The sequence below is a fragment of the Candidatus Nomurabacteria bacterium genome, from assembly GCA_020632075.1.
Lineage (GTDB): Bacteria > Patescibacteriota > Minisyncoccia > Phycocordibacterales > UBA918 > OLB19.
The window spans coordinates 61,654-80,732 of the sequence record JACKGH010000001.1 but is presented as its reverse complement, the minus strand read 5'-3'; the positions used below and the strand labels follow the sequence as shown (position 1 = coordinate 80,732).

The 19,079-nt window shown below is 41.9% G+C and carries 19 protein-coding genes; 5 read left to right on the top strand and 14 right to left on the bottom strand.

Features of this window, described 5'->3' with window-relative positions; translation table 11 throughout:
• Genes H6786_00435 through H6786_00405 form a run of 7 tightly spaced genes read right to left on the bottom strand, consistent with a single transcriptional unit; the run spans position 1 to position 7,019 of the window.
• Positions 1-663: a restriction endonuclease gene (locus H6786_00435; GenBank protein ID MCB9815836.1), complete on the bottom strand. Its 663-nt coding sequence runs from the start codon at positions 661-663 to the stop codon at positions 1-3.
• Between the two features lie 11 nt (positions 664-674).
• Positions 675-1,730, bottom strand: a complete 1,056-nt coding sequence (locus H6786_00430; GenBank protein MCB9815835.1) for an ATP-binding protein — start codon at positions 1,728-1,730, stop codon at positions 675-677.
• 3 nt (positions 1,731-1,733) lie between these two features.
• Positions 1,734-2,327: a hypothetical protein gene (locus H6786_00425; GenBank protein ID MCB9815834.1), complete on the bottom strand. Its 594-nt coding sequence runs from the start codon at positions 2,325-2,327 to the stop codon at positions 1,734-1,736.
• Positions 2,328-2,331: 4 nt separating this feature from the next.
• Positions 2,332-3,792 carry a hypothetical protein gene (locus H6786_00420; GenBank protein MCB9815833.1) on the bottom strand — a complete coding sequence of 487 codons (1,461 nt, stop codon included), beginning with the start codon at positions 3,790-3,792 and terminating at the stop codon, positions 2,332-2,334.
• Positions 3,793-3,800: 8 nt separating this feature from the next.
• On the bottom strand, positions 3,801-6,293 hold the full coding sequence (locus H6786_00415) for an Hsp70 family protein (GenBank protein ID MCB9815832.1): 2,493 nt from the start codon (positions 6,291-6,293) through the stop codon (positions 3,801-3,803).
• 2 nt (positions 6,294-6,295) lie between these two features.
• The gene (locus tag H6786_00410; protein MCB9815831.1) at positions 6,296-6,802 is read right to left on the bottom strand and encodes a hypothetical protein; all 507 of its coding nucleotides are present in this window, start codon (positions 6,800-6,802) and stop codon (positions 6,296-6,298) included.
• A gap of 10 nt (positions 6,803-6,812) precedes the next feature.
• The gene (locus tag H6786_00405; protein MCB9815830.1) at positions 6,813-7,019 is read right to left on the bottom strand and encodes a helix-turn-helix transcriptional regulator; all 207 of its coding nucleotides are present in this window, start codon (positions 7,017-7,019) and stop codon (positions 6,813-6,815) included.
• A 462-nt stretch (positions 7,020-7,481) separates the two neighbouring features.
• Here H6786_00405 and H6786_00400 point away from each other — a divergent pair, with 462 nt between their 5' ends.
• From H6786_00400 to H6786_00380, 5 genes are read left to right on the top strand one after another with little or no spacing between them, the layout of a single operon-like run.
• Positions 7,482-8,762 carry a DNA modification methylase gene (locus tag H6786_00400; protein ID MCB9815829.1) on the top strand — a complete coding sequence of 427 codons (1,281 nt, stop codon included), beginning with the start codon at positions 7,482-7,484 and terminating at the stop codon, positions 8,760-8,762.
• Positions 8,737-9,504 (top strand): site-specific DNA-methyltransferase, encoded by a 768-nt coding sequence (locus tag H6786_00395; protein ID MCB9815828.1) that lies wholly within the window; start codon positions 8,737-8,739, stop codon positions 9,502-9,504. The genes H6786_00400 and H6786_00395 overlap by 26 nt, the downstream gene beginning before the upstream one ends.
• Entirely contained in the window at positions 9,491-9,913 is a 423-nt protein-coding gene (locus H6786_00390; protein MCB9815827.1) for a hypothetical protein, read from the top strand. The genes H6786_00395 and H6786_00390 overlap by 14 nt, the downstream gene beginning before the upstream one ends.
• Positions 9,891-11,360, top strand: a complete 1,470-nt coding sequence (terL, locus tag H6786_00385) for a phage terminase large subunit (GenBank protein MCB9815826.1) — start codon at positions 9,891-9,893, stop codon at positions 11,358-11,360. Before H6786_00390 ends, terL begins: the two co-directional genes overlap by 23 nt.
• Positions 11,361-11,416: 56 nt before the next feature.
• Positions 11,417-12,748, top strand: coding sequence for a recombinase family protein (locus H6786_00380; protein MCB9815825.1), 1,332 nt, complete (start codon positions 11,417-11,419; stop codon positions 12,746-12,748).
• Here the strand turns inward: H6786_00380 and H6786_00375 are convergent.
• The 7 genes from H6786_00375 to H6786_00345 form a co-directional block, all read right to left on the bottom strand.
• On the bottom strand, positions 12,733-14,178 hold the full coding sequence (locus tag H6786_00375; GenBank protein ID MCB9815824.1) for a hypothetical protein: 1,446 nt from the start codon (positions 14,176-14,178) through the stop codon (positions 12,733-12,735). The two genes, H6786_00380 and H6786_00375, sit on opposite strands and share 16 nt — an antisense overlap.
• 116 nt (positions 14,179-14,294) lie before the next feature.
• Complete coding sequence (locus H6786_00370) at positions 14,295-15,929, bottom strand: multicopper oxidase family protein (GenBank protein ID MCB9815823.1); 1,635 nt, start codon at positions 15,927-15,929, stop codon at positions 14,295-14,297.
• A gap of 17 nt (positions 15,930-15,946) precedes the next feature.
• On the bottom strand, positions 15,947-16,507 hold the full coding sequence (locus tag H6786_00365) for a hypothetical protein (GenBank protein ID MCB9815822.1): 561 nt from the start codon (positions 16,505-16,507) through the stop codon (positions 15,947-15,949).
• Positions 16,508-16,510: 3 nt separating this feature from the next.
• Entirely contained in the window at positions 16,511-17,275 is a 765-nt protein-coding gene (locus tag H6786_00360; GenBank protein ID MCB9815821.1) for a thioredoxin domain-containing protein, read from the bottom strand.
• 4 nt (positions 17,276-17,279) lie between these two features.
• On the bottom strand, positions 17,280-17,666 hold the full coding sequence (locus tag H6786_00355) for a DUF302 domain-containing protein (protein MCB9815820.1): 387 nt from the start codon (positions 17,664-17,666) through the stop codon (positions 17,280-17,282).
• Positions 17,667-17,679: 13 nt separating this feature from the next.
• Positions 17,680-18,165 carry a DUF1573 domain-containing protein gene (locus tag H6786_00350; protein ID MCB9815819.1) on the bottom strand — a complete coding sequence of 162 codons (486 nt, stop codon included), beginning with the start codon at positions 18,163-18,165 and terminating at the stop codon, positions 17,680-17,682.
• A gap of 21 nt (positions 18,166-18,186) precedes the next feature.
• Complete coding sequence (locus H6786_00345) at positions 18,187-19,053, bottom strand: DUF1573 domain-containing protein (protein MCB9815818.1); 867 nt, start codon at positions 19,051-19,053, stop codon at positions 18,187-18,189.
• Between the last annotated feature and the right edge of the window lie 26 nt (positions 19,054-19,079).

Here is a 19,079-nt window from a genome sequence, read left to right as displayed (position 1 = left end):
TTATGCGAGTTTCTTTGTGTAGTCACACTTTGGATACGTACTACAGCCCATAAAGGGACCGTATTTACCACTGCGACGAATAAGCTCGGATCCGCACTTTGGACACACGACGGGAGTGGACTCTGGAACTTCCACATTCGCCATGTGCATGTATTCCATCAACTTGAACTTATCAACTAGTTCAATTGGTTTATCTTCTGCAAAATGTTCAGCATCAAGTGTAAAAACATTTGTAGTGATGAAATAACCCTTTCCACCATCAATCCTATCTGCAATAGCACCGTAGAAGTCACGCACTGCTCCAACGGGTACTTTTGATGTGATGAATTTTTTGCATTGAATGTAGTGTTTGATGCCGTCTTTTTCTGCTTCAACATCGACTCCTCCATCACCCTTACCGCCAGTTACAACTGCTTGATAGCCAAGTGATTTAAATAGTTCGGCGATATATTCCTCAAATTGTGAAGGTGTGAGCTTTTGCAAGTCCTGAACTTTTTGCTTGCCTAGAAACCACTTAATTTGACTTTGTCGGCTCATCAAATCCATAAGGATTCTTGCAATTAAGGCCAAGACAACCACTCCAAACAGCATGAGGTATAGTGACTTCATTTCCCACATCCCTTTCAACAATTGCAGAATGATTTCTTTTGAGTCGATTTCCATTGATTACTAAATTACGCACCGAAACCAAATCTCGGCTTTTCTTCTTCTACAGGTTTAAGTTTAGCTGCTTCTTTTTCTAGTAGTTCCTGATCAATTTCTTGTTTATCCATGTTCGCAGCCAGACGAGCAGCTCCTTCAACTATACCCTCAATAATGTCAGCGCTACTGTAGCCATCGGTTATTTTAGCTAGGTGTTCAAAGTCGATATTCTCATCGTGCGGACGACCTGAAAGACCAAGCTTGAATAGTTCTTTTCTGGCTTCTGCGTCAGGTGGTGGGACATGAATCTTTTTATCCATTCGTCCTGGCCTCAATATCGCTGGGTCAATTCGATCAATATAGTTCGTTGCACCTACAACTAGAATATTATTATCAGCAGCATCGTTAAGCTGAATCAAAAACTCGTTAACCTCTTCCTCTTTGTGTGAAGATGAATCATTCAAATTTTGACGGTTTGGTACAAGACCACTGATTTCATCAAAAAATACAACAGCTGGTGAATTCTGTTTTGCGGTTTCAAAAACCTTACCAATATTACCTACTGATCCATGTATAAAAGGCGTTGCAAGGTCTGAGTGTTTTACTTCAAAAAAGTTATATCCCAGCTCTTCCGCAAGTTTTCTTACGATGAAGGTTTTTCCGCATCCCGGAGGACCGTAAAGCAAAATTCCGTTAGGTATAGACACTTTGAATTTTTCAAATCTAGCAGGATCTCGTAGCGGATTTATCACTTCTGCAATCAATAGATTCTTTAGTTCTTGCATTCCAGCAATCTGATCAAATCCTCGCAGAGTAGTTAACTCCTCAATGACAGAAGCGGGGTTAGTATTACTTTTTACAATAGCTCCAATCCACTCCTTAGAAGAGATATTAATCCTCACTAATTCATACCGCCCTCGCTTATCGATAATTTCGTTAGGATTGAGATTTAGGAAGAGGTAGAAGTATGTGTCGTTATCAAGGTGATAAATCTCAGTGAAAAATACCTTGTCGATACGACTCTTTACTTTTAGGCCTTCTCTGATTTCAAAGCCATTATGTAGAATTGGTTTTGTTTGAATTGACATAATTTATTGTGGTCGGCAGTTAGTATCTAGGTAATTGTTGTAAGCATCAATTTTTCTATTAAAAGAAGTGTTTTTTAGATTCCAACTATCAATATCGGCTTGTAGTCTATTTTTCTTAACATTATATGCATCAACAGCTGCGTTGTAGTTATCAATCGACCACTGGCTATACTCATCAACATACATTGCGTCTATCCTAGCCGCTTCTGAGTCTAGACTACTAATACGCAAATCTAGAGCTGCACTCTCTGAATCTATTTGTGCGCTCAGTGTTGCGTCTGGCCTCAATGCCATCGCTTTATCATAGTGATAATCAGAACATCTAAAAGTTTGCCCATCAAATACTAATGAATGATCAGCAGAAGTGTTCGTGTTGTTGCTGTACGTCGAGTTGGTTGTTGGTGTATAAGTTGAACCTGTTGAACCAGAATCTTCCATCGCACCAATAACAATAAGGACACCGAAGATGACTGCTGCTATAATCCAACCTTTTTTACCCCCACCATTTTTGGGTTGGTTATCATTAGATGGACCCTGATTCTTACCAGAAACAGGATTATTTAAAAAATCTGTGTTGAAGTCTAAGTGATCATTCATAAGCCTAGCTGCTAAACATCATAAGCACGATAATACCGACCGCGATCAAACCCACCACCTTCCAAATCTTTTGCCACTCTCGCAATTCCAACTTCCCCTGGAAACTGTAATTGTCACCATTATTAACCAAGGAGTATCGAGAGAGAGGAATTACTGGTATGAACAAAAGTGTGACATACAAAGTGTCACCATATATTTTTGTACCGAAACCGTTAAGAGTAAACAAGGTGGGGGCACTTTTTACTGGTTTACCATGTTGGACGATACGTTCCTCAATAACTTTTTTAATTTCTAATAACGTTTCTTTTAAATCAGGGTCAGTACTTTCGTTATAGATGTAAGCATTAATTGTCTGAAGTGCCTTCTCTGAGTCGCCAGCTTTAAAAGTGGCCAGAATTGGATCAATAATAGCCTTTTGCTTTTCTTCCTTTGCTTTATAGGCTTGATTTTCTTCAAGAGTTTTAATGTCTTGCTGGACCTTGCTCTTAAAGCTGGTTGTTCCTGAAATGCTATCGGCAATTTTACTTAAACCTAATGCAATATCAGCCTCATTTAAGTTGTTGTTTACCTCAATACTTAGTTTTCTTAGGGTAGCAGCAGCTCTGTCACGTACAAGTTTAATCTTACTATCATCGTACAAACCAAGATCTATTAGCTTATTTAGTTCAGATTGGATGATGCCAATAAGTCGCTTAATCTCTGCGGTTTCTTTTTGATCTAACACCCCGTCATCACTCACGCCAAGTGCATCCAATTCTTCAACGGCGTCATTTATCACTTTATAGATTGGGTTCAATACATCAGCCTCCATCTTTTCACCCTTAAGTCCAAAATTTTTTGCGAACAAAGTAACAAAGTCTTTGTCCTGATGAATTGAAGATAACTCTGCATAAATGTCAGAAAGATAATCGGCAACCTTACTTTTGAAATCACTAATAACTTCTGAGTCAGAACCCAATTCATCATGTAACTTATACACTTTTGAAAACCCGTTCCAAAATTTATCAGACCCTATTAATTCACTCCACAATGAGACTGACTTGTTAAGGAGGTCATCATCTTTTGATTTGTACAAGAGAATTGTAACTAAAATCGCCAAATTCTTTTTATAGAGTAATGACTTTATGGTATCTCCTTGGCTATGCTCCTTCCATATTTTTGCAGCTTCACCAAATTGTCCTTTTCTGAAAAAATCAACAGCTTCTTCGTCTACGCTATCTGCAACCTGAAACCAAAAGAAGTATTCTTTTATCAATTTCTTAGGATTCGATAAATTAGATTGTGCCAGTTTTACCGAATTCTCAGTTCTAAAATTTGAAAAGAAATTTAAGTCAATTTCGTACTCTGGTACATCGTCAATTTTTAGGCGCGTTAATATTTCTTTTGACCTCTTGGAGATCTCTTTTTGGCTTGCTGAAGTATCTAAGCCTAATATGTGGTATGCATTATCTTTTAAGAGATTCATATTCTATTTTAATAAGTTATACCTGACATTGAACTTTGAATCATGTGCTGTTGTTCAGGGGGTAGCAACAACAGCAATCCTCTAACGCAACGCTTTAGTTCTTCGACATCACCAACCTCAATTGACCTAAGTCCCTTGTTGATGAAATATTCAGCTTCTTTGTCGCTAATAAAATTCTTATTTTCTGACACTATCTTTTGGAAAAGATAGGCCCATGCAGCAGGATTTGAAAAGACAATCTTTTGCTTAAGCTCATCAATTTGTTCATTCACTCGAGCCAATAGATGTTTGTCGTTGTTTTCAATTGCAATTTCACCTTCAGCCTTTAATGCTTCAAGTAATTCTTTGTGCTGATTGTATTCTTCCTTATCACCAAGTTCTCTAATTGTTTCGTCTGCATTCATTAGGCCATCACGAAATTCACGAGTTAGCTGTGGCATTTCTTTGTCTCGCTCGATGGAGTCAAGTTGAATCTTTAAATCTTTGAGTTGCTTATTAGCTTTTCTTTTCTCATCCTGATCGTCCTCAGCTCTTTGCAAACTATCGTCTACGGATTCGTATGTGTTTTCCAGATCTCTACGTTCAGCATCCGAGCAGTTTTCCTTGGCATTCGAAATTCGATTTCTTTGTAGTTCAAGCTCTGACTTCATTTGCTCAACGTCCAGTTCTTCATCATGAATAGTTGCCCGGGCATCTACAGAAAGATCAATTGACTCAATGTAAGCATTAACTGAGACTTCGCGAGATTCATTAATCTTTATGGTAATTTCAACAGGAGTTCCTTCAGGAAGATCATAGGGTATCTGCTCACCAGTTAGCTTGAGGCTGCAGATTCTTTGATTTCTGTCCTGTCTGTCAGACTCTCCCTCATATACATTGATAGGTAGAGCGTTATCTTTGTCGCCCTTTTTAAGCTTTCTGAGAGTCTTAAAGATTTTTGTCTCTTCGAGTGGCAAGGTGCTATTTTTTGAAAAGTATTTATCAAATACTTCGGTAGCAATACCTGTCTTAAAATCCTTCTTAACAACTCCAACCCCAACAGAATGAGGGATTGGCGCACCAGATATAGACAATCCGTGAATAATAGTAAAGGAGTCAGGGTCAATCTGAATAGTGTTTCCCTCAGAATCGAAAAGATAAATCCAGAATAGGTTAGTTTTATTTTTGTCGAGGGTTATAGTGTCAAAAAATTTACCTCCTTTAACTTTAATCTTTGGGCCACTATAGGTACCTGAGTCGCTTTGGATTTGAATATAATACTCTTCTTCCGAGTCCCTCAAATCCTCAACTACACCACTAATGGTTGTCTCAATATCAGATGACAGTGAGTCGAAGTGTAATTTTACCGACATTGATTCAGCGGCATCAGCTCTTTTTTCCAGAAATTCTTCAGGTATTTGTTGACTGACTCCGTAGATACAAGCCCCTCTTGCAACAATTGTTAGAGGATCGACACTGGTATCAACCTCAATCTTTAGGTCTCGTTCAAGGCGATCTTTTATATAAGGAATTAATGTAGGTCCGCCAACAAGTATGATTTTATTGATTGAACTCTGTTTAATGCCAGATTCTTTAATTGTTTCCTGACTCAGTTTTATTGTTCGTTCTACTAGAGGTTTGATAAGCTTCTCAAATTCTGACCGAGTGAAATCAATGGATAGATAAATTTCATTTCCATTCATATCCTCACCAATGTTTTCTACTTGGATATTAGTCTTATCAGATGAGGTTAGTTCAATTTTTGCTGTCTCTGCTAGATTCTTGAGTTTAGAGAAAACGACTTGATCATCTTTTAGGTCGGGTACGTTGAATTCTTCTTTGATTTTTGGAATTAAGACTTTATCGATTATCAATTTATCGAAGTCTTTTCCTCCTAAGAAGTTGTCACCGTTTTGAGCAACAACAGTAAGATTTCCATCTTTTGCAGAAATTAATGCAACATCAAATGTGCCGCCGCCAAGATCATATACTAACCAGTTTTCGTTCTTAGCATTCATAAAACCGTAACCGATTGCGGCTGCGATTGGTTCTTGGAGCAAAACAACATAATTAAATCCAGCTATATTTCCAGCTCTCTTGGTTGCTTCAGCTTGAACAACAGAAAAGTGAGCGGGTATCGTGATGACAGCAGACGTAGTCTCAAAGTCACTATACTTTCTTAAAATGTCTTCTTTTAGTGACTTCAAAATCTCTGCGGAAATCTCTTCAGGTTGTAATTCTTCATTTGTTCTATCAAAACGTACTGTCTCTGAGGTTCCCATGATTCTCTTAACCTCAGCTTTGTTGTTATTTAGTTCTTCGGTTGATGAATATTTAAACAATCTTTCATAGGCTTTTTTACCCACGATTTTATTTTTTGATTTATCTACACCAAATACTGAAGGAGTATACTCATCATTAAAACCATTCTTGATTATTTCAATAGCAGATCCATTATTAATTGCCACCTCTGAGTTTGTGGTACCTAAATCAATTCCAATTTGTATATTTCGAGTTGCCATAACTATTTTTGATTTGATGCCAATATGATTTTTGCCCTCTTCACCACCTTACCTCTGCATGTAATGGTAGGCTCAACTGTTTCTTTTACGATTGGTGATTCAAGAGTCGGGTCCTGCTCTCTGGAGAGAATGTCAAAATTTAATCCATCGTTATATTTTTGTCCTGTATAGTCATGGATTTCTACATCGTACTTATTTAAGTAACTCTTTAGACGATTTATTGAATTTGAAAGACTGCGTTGGTGTATCTCTGGTATATTTTCGGACGCTTTAGACAACCTTTGTTCCATTCGCCACACTTCTACCGCAAGGTCGACGATTTCCTCGACACCAAGTGGTATATCGACCATTGGTTCGAATGTGAATTTGATATCATTCTTAATCCTCTCGTAAATATCACCAGCGTCACCGTTTCTGGCAGTATCATTCTTAGTTAAAAACAGTGCGATTACAAAAATGACAGCGACTGTGTTGATGAATAATAAGATTAATTGTGGGTCGAATGTCATGTTATTAAAATTATTTTGTTAATTCGCTCACAGAGACTCCAACAGTTTTTGCAAGTTTCGAAATAGTCGACAAAGTCGGGTTTGTTTTACCGTTCTCGATATTGCTTATAAAGCTTCTGCTTACCTCAAGCTCACGAGCAATGTCACCCTGCGAAATACCTTTCTCAGTTCTAATTCGTTTGAGGTTATTGCCCAATTTTTGCGACTCGCTTTTCATAATTTGACTATACGCCTTGTTGCAATATAACACAACGTTATCATATAGGATACTACTATTGCTCAGATTAAACATCGCTTTTTTGTAGTTATTTTGGCACTCTAGCTTACTTCAGGGTATTTGCGAAGCCTTAGTTACCTACTTCTGAATAACTAGGTTGCGTAATTTCAAAAACGTACTACCCTTATAAGTAGGTTCATCAGGAACACATACGCCTTTCAGCGCCATAACAAAATGCGGCGACCAGATACTTTTAAGTATTTGATGAGTCAGAGGAGGATGCCGGAGCCGGTCAGTCACTGATCGGAGACAAAGGGGTCTTTGACGAAGGTAACAAATACAACCATTTGGTTGCTGTTTGTTGCATTCGTCAACTATCTCTTAAGGCTGAAAGCAAAAACACCAACCATTTATTTGAGTTGGTGTTTTTGTTGGACTGATTAGTAGTTAAGCCCACATAACATGGCTAAACAAAAATTAGTCTGGCGTACTGAACGTCGGAAAGTTAAAGACCTTATTAGATACGGGAAAAATCCCCGTAAACTCACAGACTCTCAACTAGAGGGACTGAAGCGTAGTCTCAACAAGTTCAACGTTGCTGAGCTGCCTTGTATTAACACAGACGGAACCTTGGTGGCTGGAAATCAGCGGGTCTTGGCACTATCGCTCCTTGGTCGTGAAGAAGAAGAGATTGAAGTACGAGTCCCAAATCGACCACTCACTAAAGCTGAATTTCGTGACTATCTTCTCACCTCAAACCGCTCAGGCGGAACGTGGGACTACGAAAAGCTCGCATCAGATTTCAACATTGATGAACTCCTACTAGCTGGATTTGAGTCACAAGATTTGTCATTCATATTCGATGACAACTTAGAGATTGTGAATGATGAGTTTGATGAAAAGAAAGAGGTAGAGAACGCACAGGATACAAACATCAAACCAGGAGATTATTTTTCTCTTGGTAGACATCGTCTGATGTGTGGAAATGCCTTAGATCCCGAGACAGTAAAGCAACTCACTAATGGTGTGCGAATAGATCTCATAAACGACGACCCGCCATTCAATATAGGATTGTCATACGACAAAGGTGTCGGGAATAAAGCAAAGTACGGTGGTACTACAAATGACAACAAATCTGACGATGAGTATCAGTTGTTTATCCGCACCATCATGCAAAATGCGCTGTCGGTAGCAAAACCAGACGCTCATGTAATGTTTTGGACCGACGAGCGATACGTTTGGTTATTCCAGCAACTCTACCGAGAGCTAGGAGTAGATTCGAAGCGGCTCTGTATTTGGATCAAAGACAATCAGTCACCCACCCCGAAGGTGGCATTCAACAAAGTTACTGAATATTGCGTGTACGGCACGGTTGGTAAGCCGTATCTGAATGACTCACTGAAGAATCTTAACGAAGTGATTAATAAAGAAGTCTCTTCTGGCAATCGGCTAACTGACGACATTCTAGACCTCTTCAACATCTGGCTCGTAAAGCGGATTCCTGGTAGCGAATATGAACATCCAACCCAGAAGAATCCGACACTGCACGAAAAAGCATTACGCCGTTGTACCAAACCAGGAGACACTGTACTCGACCTGACCGCTGGCTCAGGGAGTATTCTCTCAGCTTGCGAGCAGCTAAAGCGTACTGCGTACCTCAACGAAATAGAGCCTGTCTTCTGTCAGGTGATTATCAACCGATTTAAGAAACTCTCACATGAGCCAGTTACAAAACTCAATTAAGCACGGAGACATCTTCGTGCTTGGCGAGCATGTCCTCGCCTGTGGTGATGCTCGGAATGCTGAGCTAGTAGCCAAGATTATTGGAGATAAAAAGATCAAAGCGGTTATAAGTGATCCTCCGTATGGAGTGGCAGTAACGGAGAGTAAACGTAACTTCCAGACTCTCGCTAAAGACAAAGTAATTACCAACGACCATATCCAAAGTGACGATGAATATCGCGAATTCACCAAAGCATGGCTTGCTCCTGTGTTATCACATCTAGAACGAAAGAATGGTCTCTATATCTTCAACGCAGACAAGATGGTGTTTGCGCTGCGAGAAGCGATGAATGAACTAGATGTGAAGTTTGCCCAGTTACTTATCTGGGTGAAGACGCATGCAGTTGTAGGTCGGCTTGATTACGCACCACAACATGAACTGATTGTGTATGGCTGGTACGGCACACATGAGTTTGTGAAATCCAAAGATAAGAGTGTGCTCGTGTGTCCAAAGCCAAACCAAAGCAAGATGCATCCGACCACAAAACCGCTTGATTTGATTCGTCGTCTGATTCTGAACAGCACTCGAGTCGGTGATGTTGTTTTCGATAGCTTTCTTGGCTCTGGAACGACACTACTCGCTTGCGAGCAGACTAAGCGAAAGTGTGTAGGTATTGAACTCGACCCTGAGTACTGTGCGACTATCATTGCCCGCTTCGAGAAACTTACCAGCATTAAAGCAAAACCGTATGAGCAGGCGTGACACTATTCACGCTCGGCAAAAGAAACTCAAGGAAGCGTTTCTTGAGCAACTTAAACGTACCCCAACCATCGAGACAGCATGTCAGAAAGTGGGTGTTGGTCGAGCCACTGTGTATCGCTGGATCAATAGCAACAAGCGTTTCAAAAAACAGGTCGAAGATGCGCTTGTTGAGGGTCGAACGTTTATGTCTGATGTTGCGGAGAATCAACTGTTTTCTCTTATTGGTGATCGAGAGTTTAAAGCAATTCGCTTGTATTTGACCACGCACAATTCTCGGTACAGCAACAAGCTTGAGATTTCAGGAAAGGTATCGACTGATGAACCATTAACGAAAGAGCAAAAGCGTCTCATAAAAGAGGCGCTTCGGCTCTCGTCCGTAAATCACTATGGCAAGAAAAAAGAAAAGTAGTGTCGAAGACTTTTTCGATAAAGTACTCTCCGACCATTCGCTTCGTCGAAACCTCGTGCAAAAAAGCTTCGAACACTTTTTTCCGATCTACTTTCACAAATACATTGAGTATGAGGTTGCACCCTTCCATGTTGACCTCTTCCGCATCCTACAAGATGAAAGCGTGAAGCTTGCGGTGATCGTTGCGTTTCGAGGATCAGCTAAATCCACCATTATCACCACTGCATACGTGCTGTGGGCGATTTTAGGCGTTCAACAGCGTAAATTCATCGTCATTGCAGGGCAAACCGAACAAAAGGCGCGGGCATATCTCACAAACATAAAAAACGAACTTCTGCACAACGAACTCCTCAAGCGAGACCTTGGGCCGTTTGAAGAAGAACGGAACAGTCTTGGGAATGCTACTGCACTCATTATCAAACGGCTCAACGTGAAGATCATGATCACATCAGTCGAGCAGAGCATCCGTGGTATGCGTCACGGTGAACATCGACCAGACCTGATCATCCTTGATGACATTGAAGACATTAATTCAGTAAAGACACGTGAGGGACGAAACAAGACATTCGATTGGCTCACAGGGGAGATGATACCAGCCGGTAGTAGGCGCACACGTATCATCGCTGTTGGGAACCTGCTCCATGAGGATTCGGTACTGAAGCGACTACAGCGAAAGATAGAAGCTGGTGAGATGAATTCCCTCAATGCTATGTATCGTGAATACCCGATTGTAGATGTCGATAATAACCCGCTATGGCCGGGAAAATATCCCGACACAGAGAGTGTTGAAGCAGAAAAAGAGAAAACTGGTGACGAGGTGTCATGGTACCGCGAATACATGCTGAAAATCATCTCGACTGCAGAACAGGTGGTACAACCACAATGGATTCAAACGTACTCATCACTCCCATCCCAAGGGTTACACCAGATTGCCATTGGGGTGGACTTGGCGATCAGTGAGAAAAGTTCTGCCGACTGTACCGCTATGGTGGTCGGCTACGTCTACGGGTATGGGAAGAATATGAAGATATACATTCAACCCAATCCCACGAACGCGCAATTAACTTTTCCCGAACAGGTCGAACATATCAAAGCATTGCACGCAGTACATAAAGACAAATGCTACCGTGTGAAGCTGTACATTGAGGACGTTGGATACCAAAGAGCACTCGTACAGGTCTTAGATACGAACCGTTACGATGTGGTCGGAGTACCGACTGGGCGTGCTGACAAAGGCGCTCGACTTCGCCTCACCACCTCATTCATAAAAGAAGGCAGGATTCTTTTCCCCGATGTCGGATGTGAGGAACTGATCGAACAAATGGTTGGCTTTGGGAAAGAGACGCATGATGACCTTGCAGACGCTTTCGCAATTGTCGTTCTTAGAATTCTTGAAGACAGCCCTCGAGTCGCCACTGCAGGCATCGGACGCCCAGATGCGATTTAGTTACCAACTTCAGATGCCCTAGACTCCTTCAGGGTATTGCGTCATTGATTGTGGTAATGGAGACATACGCAAGCAACGCTCTGGTGACAGAGAAAAAAGTGGAGGTACAAACAACCGTCAGGTACTGCCTCTACGCACGAAAATCAACGGAACAGGAGGATAAACAAGCCCTCTCGATCGAATCACAGGTACGGGAGATGCTTGATCTTGCCTCCCGTGAGCAACTCAACGTTACTGAAATCAAACGTGAATCACATTCCTCGAAAGAGGTTGGTCAGCGACCCATATACAACGAGCTACTTGCTGAGATCAGGAGTGGCAAGTTTAACGGTATTTTGACCTGGGCACCAGACCGTCTCTCCCGTAACGCAGGAGATCTCGGATCGGTCGTCGATCTCATGGACCAAGGATTGTTGCACGAAATCCGCACCTTCGGACAACGATTCACGAACAATCCGAACGAAAAATTCCTTCTCATGATCCTTGGGTCACAGGCGAAGCTTGAGAATGACAACAAGGTGGTCAATGTGAAGCGAGGTCTCAAGGCACGGTGTGAAATGGGACTGTGGCCCGCAGTCGCACCGACTGGATACCTCAATCATCCTGACAGGAATCGAAAATGCGAAGTGATTATTGATGAACAACGAGCAGACGTCATCAAACAAATATTTGAGAAGGTCGCATACAATGGCTGGTCTGGACGAAAGATATTCCACTGGCTTCGGGACGACTTAGGGTTTGCAACAAAGAACGGAAAACCACTCACGCTTAGCAACGTGTATATCATCCTCAAAAACACCTTCTATTATGGAGAATTTGAGTATCCAAAAGGTAGCGGTAACTGGTACAAAGGTAAACATGACCCAATAATTTCAAAAGAGTTGTACAAGGCAGTTCAAAACAGACTCACCAACGAACACGTAGTAAGAACTCAAAACAAAGAATTCGCCTTCACTAAGATGATTAGTTGCGGACTCTGCGGTTCGACCATAAGCGCTGACGAAAAATTCAAGACACAGAAAAACGGCAATACACATCGCTACGTCTACTACGGTTGTAGCAAATTCCACGATAAACACTGTAAGTGTGGCTACATCAGAGAAGAAGATTTGATTGAGCAACTAGCGCAACTACTCGACACAATCTCACTCGATGAAATTGGTATGAAAGATCGTATCAAAGCCGAGCTAGAAGCACACAATGAGTTCCAGAAATCAGTGTTAGGAGAAGATTCAACTAAAGTGAGTGTGAGAGATATTGATATACGGAATTACGCTAAGCACATTCTAAGAAAGAGACCAATTTATGAAAAACGAGAGTTACTGGGCTGTTTAAAAAGCAAACTTGTGCTACAAGATAAGCAAATCAACATCTATTCTTCAAAATAGTCACCGGGTCTACTTTGTATATTAAATCTTCCGTCAGCACGATCATTTTGAATGAGTTTCCGTCCTGACAAGTAAGTATTGCCAGCGCGATCCTTGTATTCAAATTTTACTCTCGCATCAGATATCTGACTATTAAAGAGCATTGTATCTGTGTAACGATAGTTTATTTCAGGACTACATTGTGTTGGTGAAATGCTGTGTGCAACGCTAATTTTCTCCACCTCTTCTCCATCGGCTACAAAAATGGCTTTAACATCAACAGCAGATTCCTCTCCATCGTTTTTAACTTTAAACTTTAGGAAGTTTCCGGCACTGCTTCCAGAAACCGAAAAATTTGTCTCCAAATCTAATTTTGGTCGTTTTGCATCGTGATCTGAAATCTCTTCTAGAGACTCCCGTGTTGATCTGATTTTTCTACCATCACGTAGTGTGAGAACCGATTCAATCTTACTGATCAATTCAGTTGGTTCTTGCTGATTGTCCTCAACACGGATCTCGCCGGTCTTTCCGTCAATGATCAGATGGGCCTTTTCTGGACTACCATCCCTTTTACCTATAAGGAGATGTTGGTCTTCATCCTGAGACCGACTCTCAACAAATAAGTCTTCGGTTTTTAGACGATTCTTAATTGTCTTTACAATATTTTCAACTGAATCTACTGGATGAAGATTTTTCAAGATGTCATTAATTATTGACTCCCACTCAGCAAGCTTAGATTCGGCCGTCTTTCTATTATGAAAACCACTCTTCAGCATAGTTCTCCATCCAGAGTTAAGCTTTTTAACCTTTAACTGAAAAACCTCGTTACCAACAGCGTCTGCAATTTCTGTCATTTGTGTTCTCACATGCTCTTCTGTGTCAGATAAACGCTGTCCCTCTAGAACTCCTGCATCACCCAAGGAGTAACAAGAATGAATCTGCTCAAGCAAATCATGTAGTCTTTTTGTCACTCCACCTTCATGATCAGAGGTTTCCCCAGGAAAAGTCAAAGGACCTAGATTAGCGTATTTGCCCAGAACATAAGACTCAGCCTTCAGTAAAGCCTCTATTGGCCAGATTAGATTCTCTAGTTTGTAAATTTCGTCCTTGTTAGCGTCAGTGAGATATGTTTTTCTTTGAAGTTTTACAAGTCGTTTTTTCCAAGCAAAGAGTAGCCGATGAGAAAGACGAGCCAAGTTTTTAATCATTTCGTCTGGGATATCAATTTTGATCTCATCAGGCTCTCCATCGTAAGAACGATTAGGGTCATCGTAATTAAGACCATGAGATTCTATCTTGGCATCAATATCTTCATATGCCTCAATTAAATCTTCTATCTCTTCTCTTACGGTGGCATCTGTTACGTTATCACACAACTCTCTAAGAGTCGGTAAGAATTCCGTGATTGCAAGGTGAAAATACTTTAATGTTTGTGCATACAACTCACTCATGGTTGCAAGTATAACAAAATTGAAACTTATCGTTAAAAAAGAAAAAACGCCGACAATGGCGCTTTTTCTTTATTTTTTACAGCAGTAATTATAGTCCTTTCAATTTTTACTCCCAGTTACTCAACCTTAAACTGGAACATCATCCCTGAGTGCAAGTGTTCTGCAATGTGACAATGTGCCATCCATTCTCCTGGATTACTCATGTCAACTAGAAGATCGACTGTCTGACCCTTTGGAATCAGGACCGTGTCTTTCCATTGCAAGTCGTCATTCAACTGTCCATTACGTGCCAGAACAACAAAACGTTGTCCATGAAAGTGAATTGGATGTTGCATTGGGTGTTCGCCTTTTTCGTCGTTGTAAATGCGTACTTTTACCAGGTCGCCTTGTTTGAAGGACCAGTTAATATCCTCGTTTTGTTTTTTGGTATCTTGATCTTCAATGATCCAGGTTGTGTTTTTGTCTGTGCTCACCCTATTCATCATTGCCATATCATCTTCCCACTCAATACCAGCTCCAGGCTCACCACCATTCTCTGTAGTGAACTGCTCGCAACCATGCATTTCGGGCATGAGCTTACAGTGTTCCCGCAGTGCTTCGTTGTTGTTATCCATCATTCCGCCTGACATCATGTCACCCATCTGTCCCATCAAGTCTACATCAAGACGGAGACGTTTATCCGGTGCCTTGGCGAGTAGTGCTGTTTGATTTGTGCGAATGTCTGAGTAATCCGCCGCATGTTCAGCCAAGACTGCAAATTGTGCCTGTTTATTTTCAGAGCTTGGCTCTACTACTACCGTACCGATTTTCTTACCACGATGCAGGATGGCATACGTGCCCGAATCTTTATAGAAGACCTCAACAACATACCGTTCGGCCGGCGCAATAATGACATCGTCAACCATTTTCTCTTTTTCAATTCTACCTATATCACCACCAACCATTTTTACTTCAGCGCCTGTGAGCGACAAATCAAAAGTACGTGTGTTGGCTACGTTGGTGAAGTTAAGTCGTGTTATCTGACCTTGTTTTACCGTAAGTGTGTAATTTGTTTGGTCGTTAATGAGTAGCGTGTCACCAAAACGACCCATCATGGTGTTGGTGACAATTGTCGGACTATAGTCACCATTTTCGAGTACATCATCGACGATTAGATATTCTTCTTGATCGACATCATTCCAGTAGCCAGGTTCCGTTACGACCATGTTCCCATAGAGACCCATGTCTTGCTGGTAGTCTTCTCGAACGTGCGGATGATACCAAAACACACCAGTGTCAGGGAAGGTGATTTTATACGTGAAGGTTCCACCAACCGGAATAGGGTCTTGTGAGAGTGGTGCTGCGCCGTCCATTTTGTAATCACCTCGAATGCCATGTGAGTGCAGCGCGGTTGGCATGTCGATGTTATTGGTAAAGTTAATGGTTACAGTTGATCCTTTTGGTGCTTTAAGGATTGGCCCTGGGATTTGCCCATTGTATGCCAATCGTTTTACCTCTCGATTACCAACCTCTTGCTTCACAATCGAAGCAGTTAAGTTATAAGTATCACCGTCTTTTAGTTCCACTACTTCAGTAGGGCGGACAGTTGCCACCTGTTCGTCAGTGAGTTTCGTTAAATCACTAGCAGATTGAATGTTATTGTAACCAGTTGTATCTAGGTGGCTGGTAGTAATCGTGTCATTTTGATTCAGGTACCAAAACGCAGCACCTAAAAGTAACACAGCCACAATAATAATGAGTAGTCGTTTCATAATTTTATCTTTCTAATTCACTTCCTAAATAAATTTGTCTCACAGGTAAGACTGGTATTGATCTTTTTAAGTAACTGGTGAATGTTTACTAACAGTAGAGCAATACCAATGACTCCGAATTCTTTTCCTCCGAATGGTAAGTATACTAATATTCCACCAGCTCCAATCAGCACCAGTACGGAACTTAAGATAAAGGTTCCGCATGCTGCACACCCGACCCCCAAGAAGCCACTTATGACACCAGCTACACCCATACCACTAAAGGAGCTAATGCTTGATGTTCTAACTCTAACTTTCTGGATGTAGTACAGAAGTAATGCGACATTCATACCAAAGAGTATCGCCACCACAATGGTCGTACCAGCAGATAGAACCGTGAAGTTGGTAGTAAGTGAGCCTAATAGGCTAAACAGAAAAGTCACCTTCTCCGCAGAGGTACCCACATTTGACGTAAGAACAGAAGCTATCAAACTGACATTTGGTAACCAGACTGCAAACACGAATACACTCACCGCAACGAGTGTCGCTACGAGTATATACCGTGGTTGTTTAAAGACTGTACCGAGTGTTCGCAGCATTGCTTATTGTTCTTTCTTTGCCAGTTCGATCAATTGCTTTACGGCTTCGAGTGGCAGCGCTCCATTCAGTGGAAAGGTCTTTCCATTTGGAGCAATGACAATACTCCATGGGGTGCCACGCCCACCAGTATCAATAGCGTTCTGTACATCGGCCTGGATATGGTCATCATACTTTCCACTTTCGAAACAACTTTGAAAAGCAGTGGTATTAAGACCAAGTTCATTTACAATCTGCGGGATTACGGTTTGAATATCGGTCTGATTATTCGACTTGGTAAGTGCAAAGTAACGATCAGTAAATTTCCAGAACGTATCGTTGCCACCTTGCTCATTAGCACACTCAGATGCCACTGCAACTGGTCGCGCTTTGCTATGTAGTTGGTCAAGTGGAAAGTGGCGGTATACCCACGCTACGTCATCCGAATTGCCATACTGTTCCATTATCTGATTCATGGTGTCGTGGAAACGTTTGCAGAATGGACATTCAAAGTCCGAATACTCAACAATCTTTACCGCTGCATCAGGTGAACCTTTGATATGATCGGTTGCGGTAACTGGATTTACTTTCTCTGGTGAACCTTGCTCAACGGCTGGTTGCGGAGTAGCCACAGCTGCTTTATTTGCTTGAACAGTTGATGACGTGGCGCTGCCACTGAAATAAAGTCCAGCCCCAATGAGTGCCCCGGCGATTACGATCGAAAGCGGAATGAGGTAATTTGTCCTTACTGGCATAGCGGTAACTTTGGTTGTTTGTTGTTCTTCATTCATAGGTTTATGCGATTGCGTCAACAACAGTTTTAAGCTTTGCTTCAACTGCAGTTGCGATTTCGTGTAATGAGTCGTTTTTAACCATTTGCATGGCGACCGTTGGCAGAATGGCGGAGACATGCACACTGCCGTCGCGCTCGTAAACAATTACGTTGCACGGAAGTAGTAGACCAATCTCTGGTTCTGCCTCGAGTGCTTGGTGGGCAAACGCCGGGTTACACGCACCAAATATGACGTACTGATTGAAATTAATATCGAGTTTTTTCTTCAGCGTGGCAGCAACATTAATCTCAGTGAGCACCCCGAAACCTTCCACTGCCAGTGCGTCTTTAGTTTTTGTCACCGCTTCCGTAAAGGGTAGCGCTACTTGTTTTGAATAGCCGTATTGCATAGGTTTTTTCTGATTAATTGTTTTCATTTTTAGCGACGTCTCCATTGAACATCATTCGTACTTCCGGTGAAGCAGTGGAGTTGGTCTTAAGGACCAATTCTCGAGTGATCTTACCGGTACCATTCGGACCATGAGCGAGTGGGTCGAAGGTGGCGGTCACTTCTTTTTCTGCACCGGCCGGGATGACAATGTTGTGCACGTTACTACCATGCATACCGAATGTATAACCGTCTATTTCGCCTTCGGTACACATACAGCTCGTTTGGGCGTTGGTGATAGTGACATCATCGGGTCCTTCATTTTTGAGCATGTAAGTTGTATGTACTTTGCCGCCAAAGATATCAATTGTACCGAAGTCATATTTGTCTCCCGTAACAGTGATGATAGATGTGGCTGATTGTTTGGTGGCTGCTTGTCCAGCGTTGTTGCTCTGGGTCGAGACCATTACCAGCAACAGAATGGTTCCCAGCAAGATCGCACCAATAGTGTATTTGTTCATAGGTATTATTTTCATTAATGATTACTGACCCTCTGCAATATCGACAGTGATTGAGACTTCTGCTTCAGGATTTCGGGGGTCGTTGGTAGGAATAAAGACGGTACGTTTAAAGACATCAAGCGGTTCCTCGTGGAAGTTTGGATCGAACACCACTGTCAGAGTTGTACTTTTACCGGGTTCAATAGAGGTTTCCGCGATCATTGCGCTCGTACAGCTGCAGCTCGTCGTTAGGTCGCCAATCTGTAACGTCTCTTTGCCGGTATTTGTGACCGTGAAGGTCGTTTCAACCTTGCCACCGTATTGCGGAATAACCCCAAAGTCGTGACTGGTTTGATTAAAGGTAATGTGAGGGCCAGTAGCATCGTCCGGCATCATAGTCTCACCGTTCATCATTTGATTTCCTTCGTATACACCTGACTCAGTAAATGGGTAGTTGTCTTCTTCCCAGTGGATCATACCACCAGCCACACTTTTAATGTTGGTGTACCCGAGCGAGCGCATGATGTTATACGCCGTCTGACTCCGACTGCCGCTACGACAGTAGAGGTAGATCTCCTTGTCTTTTGCGTTTTCGCCGAGTCCGATTGCATTCAGTGACTGCTGTGAGAGTTCTTGTACCGGAAGCAGTAGTGCACCCTTGAGGTGATTTTCGGCATATTCTTCAGGTGTTCGCACGTCAAGCAAGACAATGTTGTCATTGTTCTTAATTTTTTCAGCAACATCACCTGGGTAGATTTCATATGGTTCGATGGTGCCATCGTCGTGGGCACCCATCATAGCTTCGTGACTGTCGCTCGAGTCCGTGTGGCGGTTGTAGCCAACGGTGTAGTAGGCTAGTCCACCAAGGAGAAGCACAAACACGGCAATTACTATAGTTTTGTTATTCATCGTTACTTTTCTCATTAACTAATAAA

Excerpts from the sequence above, each read along its gene's own strand:
- H6786_00435 (MCB9815836.1), bottom strand. The coding sequence starts at position 663 with ATGGAAATCGACTCAAAAGAAATCATTCTGCAATTGTTGAAAGGGATG.
- H6786_00430 (MCB9815835.1), bottom strand. The coding sequence starts at position 1,730 with ATGTCAATTCAAACAAAACCAATTCTACATAATGGCTTTGAAATCAGA.
- H6786_00425 (MCB9815834.1), bottom strand. The coding sequence starts at position 2,327 with ATGAATGATCACTTAGACTTCAACACAGATTTTTTAAATAATCCTGTT.
- H6786_00420 (MCB9815833.1), bottom strand. The coding sequence starts at position 3,792 with ATGAATCTCTTAAAAGATAATGCATACCACATATTAGGCTTAGATACT.
- H6786_00415 (MCB9815832.1), bottom strand. The coding sequence starts at position 6,293 with ATGGCAACTCGAAATATACAAATTGGAATTGATTTAGGTACCACAAAC.
- H6786_00410 (MCB9815831.1), bottom strand. The coding sequence starts at position 6,802 with ATGACATTCGACCCACAATTAATCTTATTATTCATCAACACAGTCGCT.
- H6786_00405 (MCB9815830.1), bottom strand. The coding sequence starts at position 7,019 with ATGAAAAGCGAGTCGCAAAAATTGGGCAATAACCTCAAACGAATTAGA.
- H6786_00400 (MCB9815829.1), top strand. The coding sequence starts at position 7,482 with ATGGCTAAACAAAAATTAGTCTGGCGTACTGAACGTCGGAAAGTTAAA.
- H6786_00395 (MCB9815828.1), top strand. The coding sequence starts at position 8,737 with ATGAGCCAGTTACAAAACTCAATTAAGCACGGAGACATCTTCGTGCTT.
- H6786_00390 (MCB9815827.1), top strand. The coding sequence starts at position 9,491 with ATGAGCAGGCGTGACACTATTCACGCTCGGCAAAAGAAACTCAAGGAA.
- terL (MCB9815826.1), top strand. The coding sequence starts at position 9,891 with ATGGCAAGAAAAAAGAAAAGTAGTGTCGAAGACTTTTTCGATAAAGTA.
- H6786_00380 (MCB9815825.1), top strand. The coding sequence starts at position 11,417 with ATGGAGACATACGCAAGCAACGCTCTGGTGACAGAGAAAAAAGTGGAG.
- H6786_00375 (MCB9815824.1), bottom strand. The coding sequence starts at position 14,178 with ATGAGTGAGTTGTATGCACAAACATTAAAGTATTTTCACCTTGCAATC.
- H6786_00370 (MCB9815823.1), bottom strand. The coding sequence starts at position 15,929 with ATGAAACGACTACTCATTATTATTGTGGCTGTGTTACTTTTAGGTGCT.
- H6786_00365 (MCB9815822.1), bottom strand. The coding sequence starts at position 16,507 with ATGCTGCGAACACTCGGTACAGTCTTTAAACAACCACGGTATATACTC.
- H6786_00360 (MCB9815821.1), bottom strand. The coding sequence starts at position 17,275 with ATGAATGAAGAACAACAAACAACCAAAGTTACCGCTATGCCAGTAAGG.
- H6786_00355 (MCB9815820.1), bottom strand. The coding sequence starts at position 17,666 with ATGCAATACGGCTATTCAAAACAAGTAGCGCTACCCTTTACGGAAGCG.
- H6786_00350 (MCB9815819.1), bottom strand. The coding sequence starts at position 18,165 with ATGAACAAATACACTATTGGTGCGATCTTGCTGGGAACCATTCTGTTG.
- H6786_00345 (MCB9815818.1), bottom strand. The coding sequence starts at position 19,053 with ATGAATAACAAAACTATAGTAATTGCCGTGTTTGTGCTTCTCCTTGGT.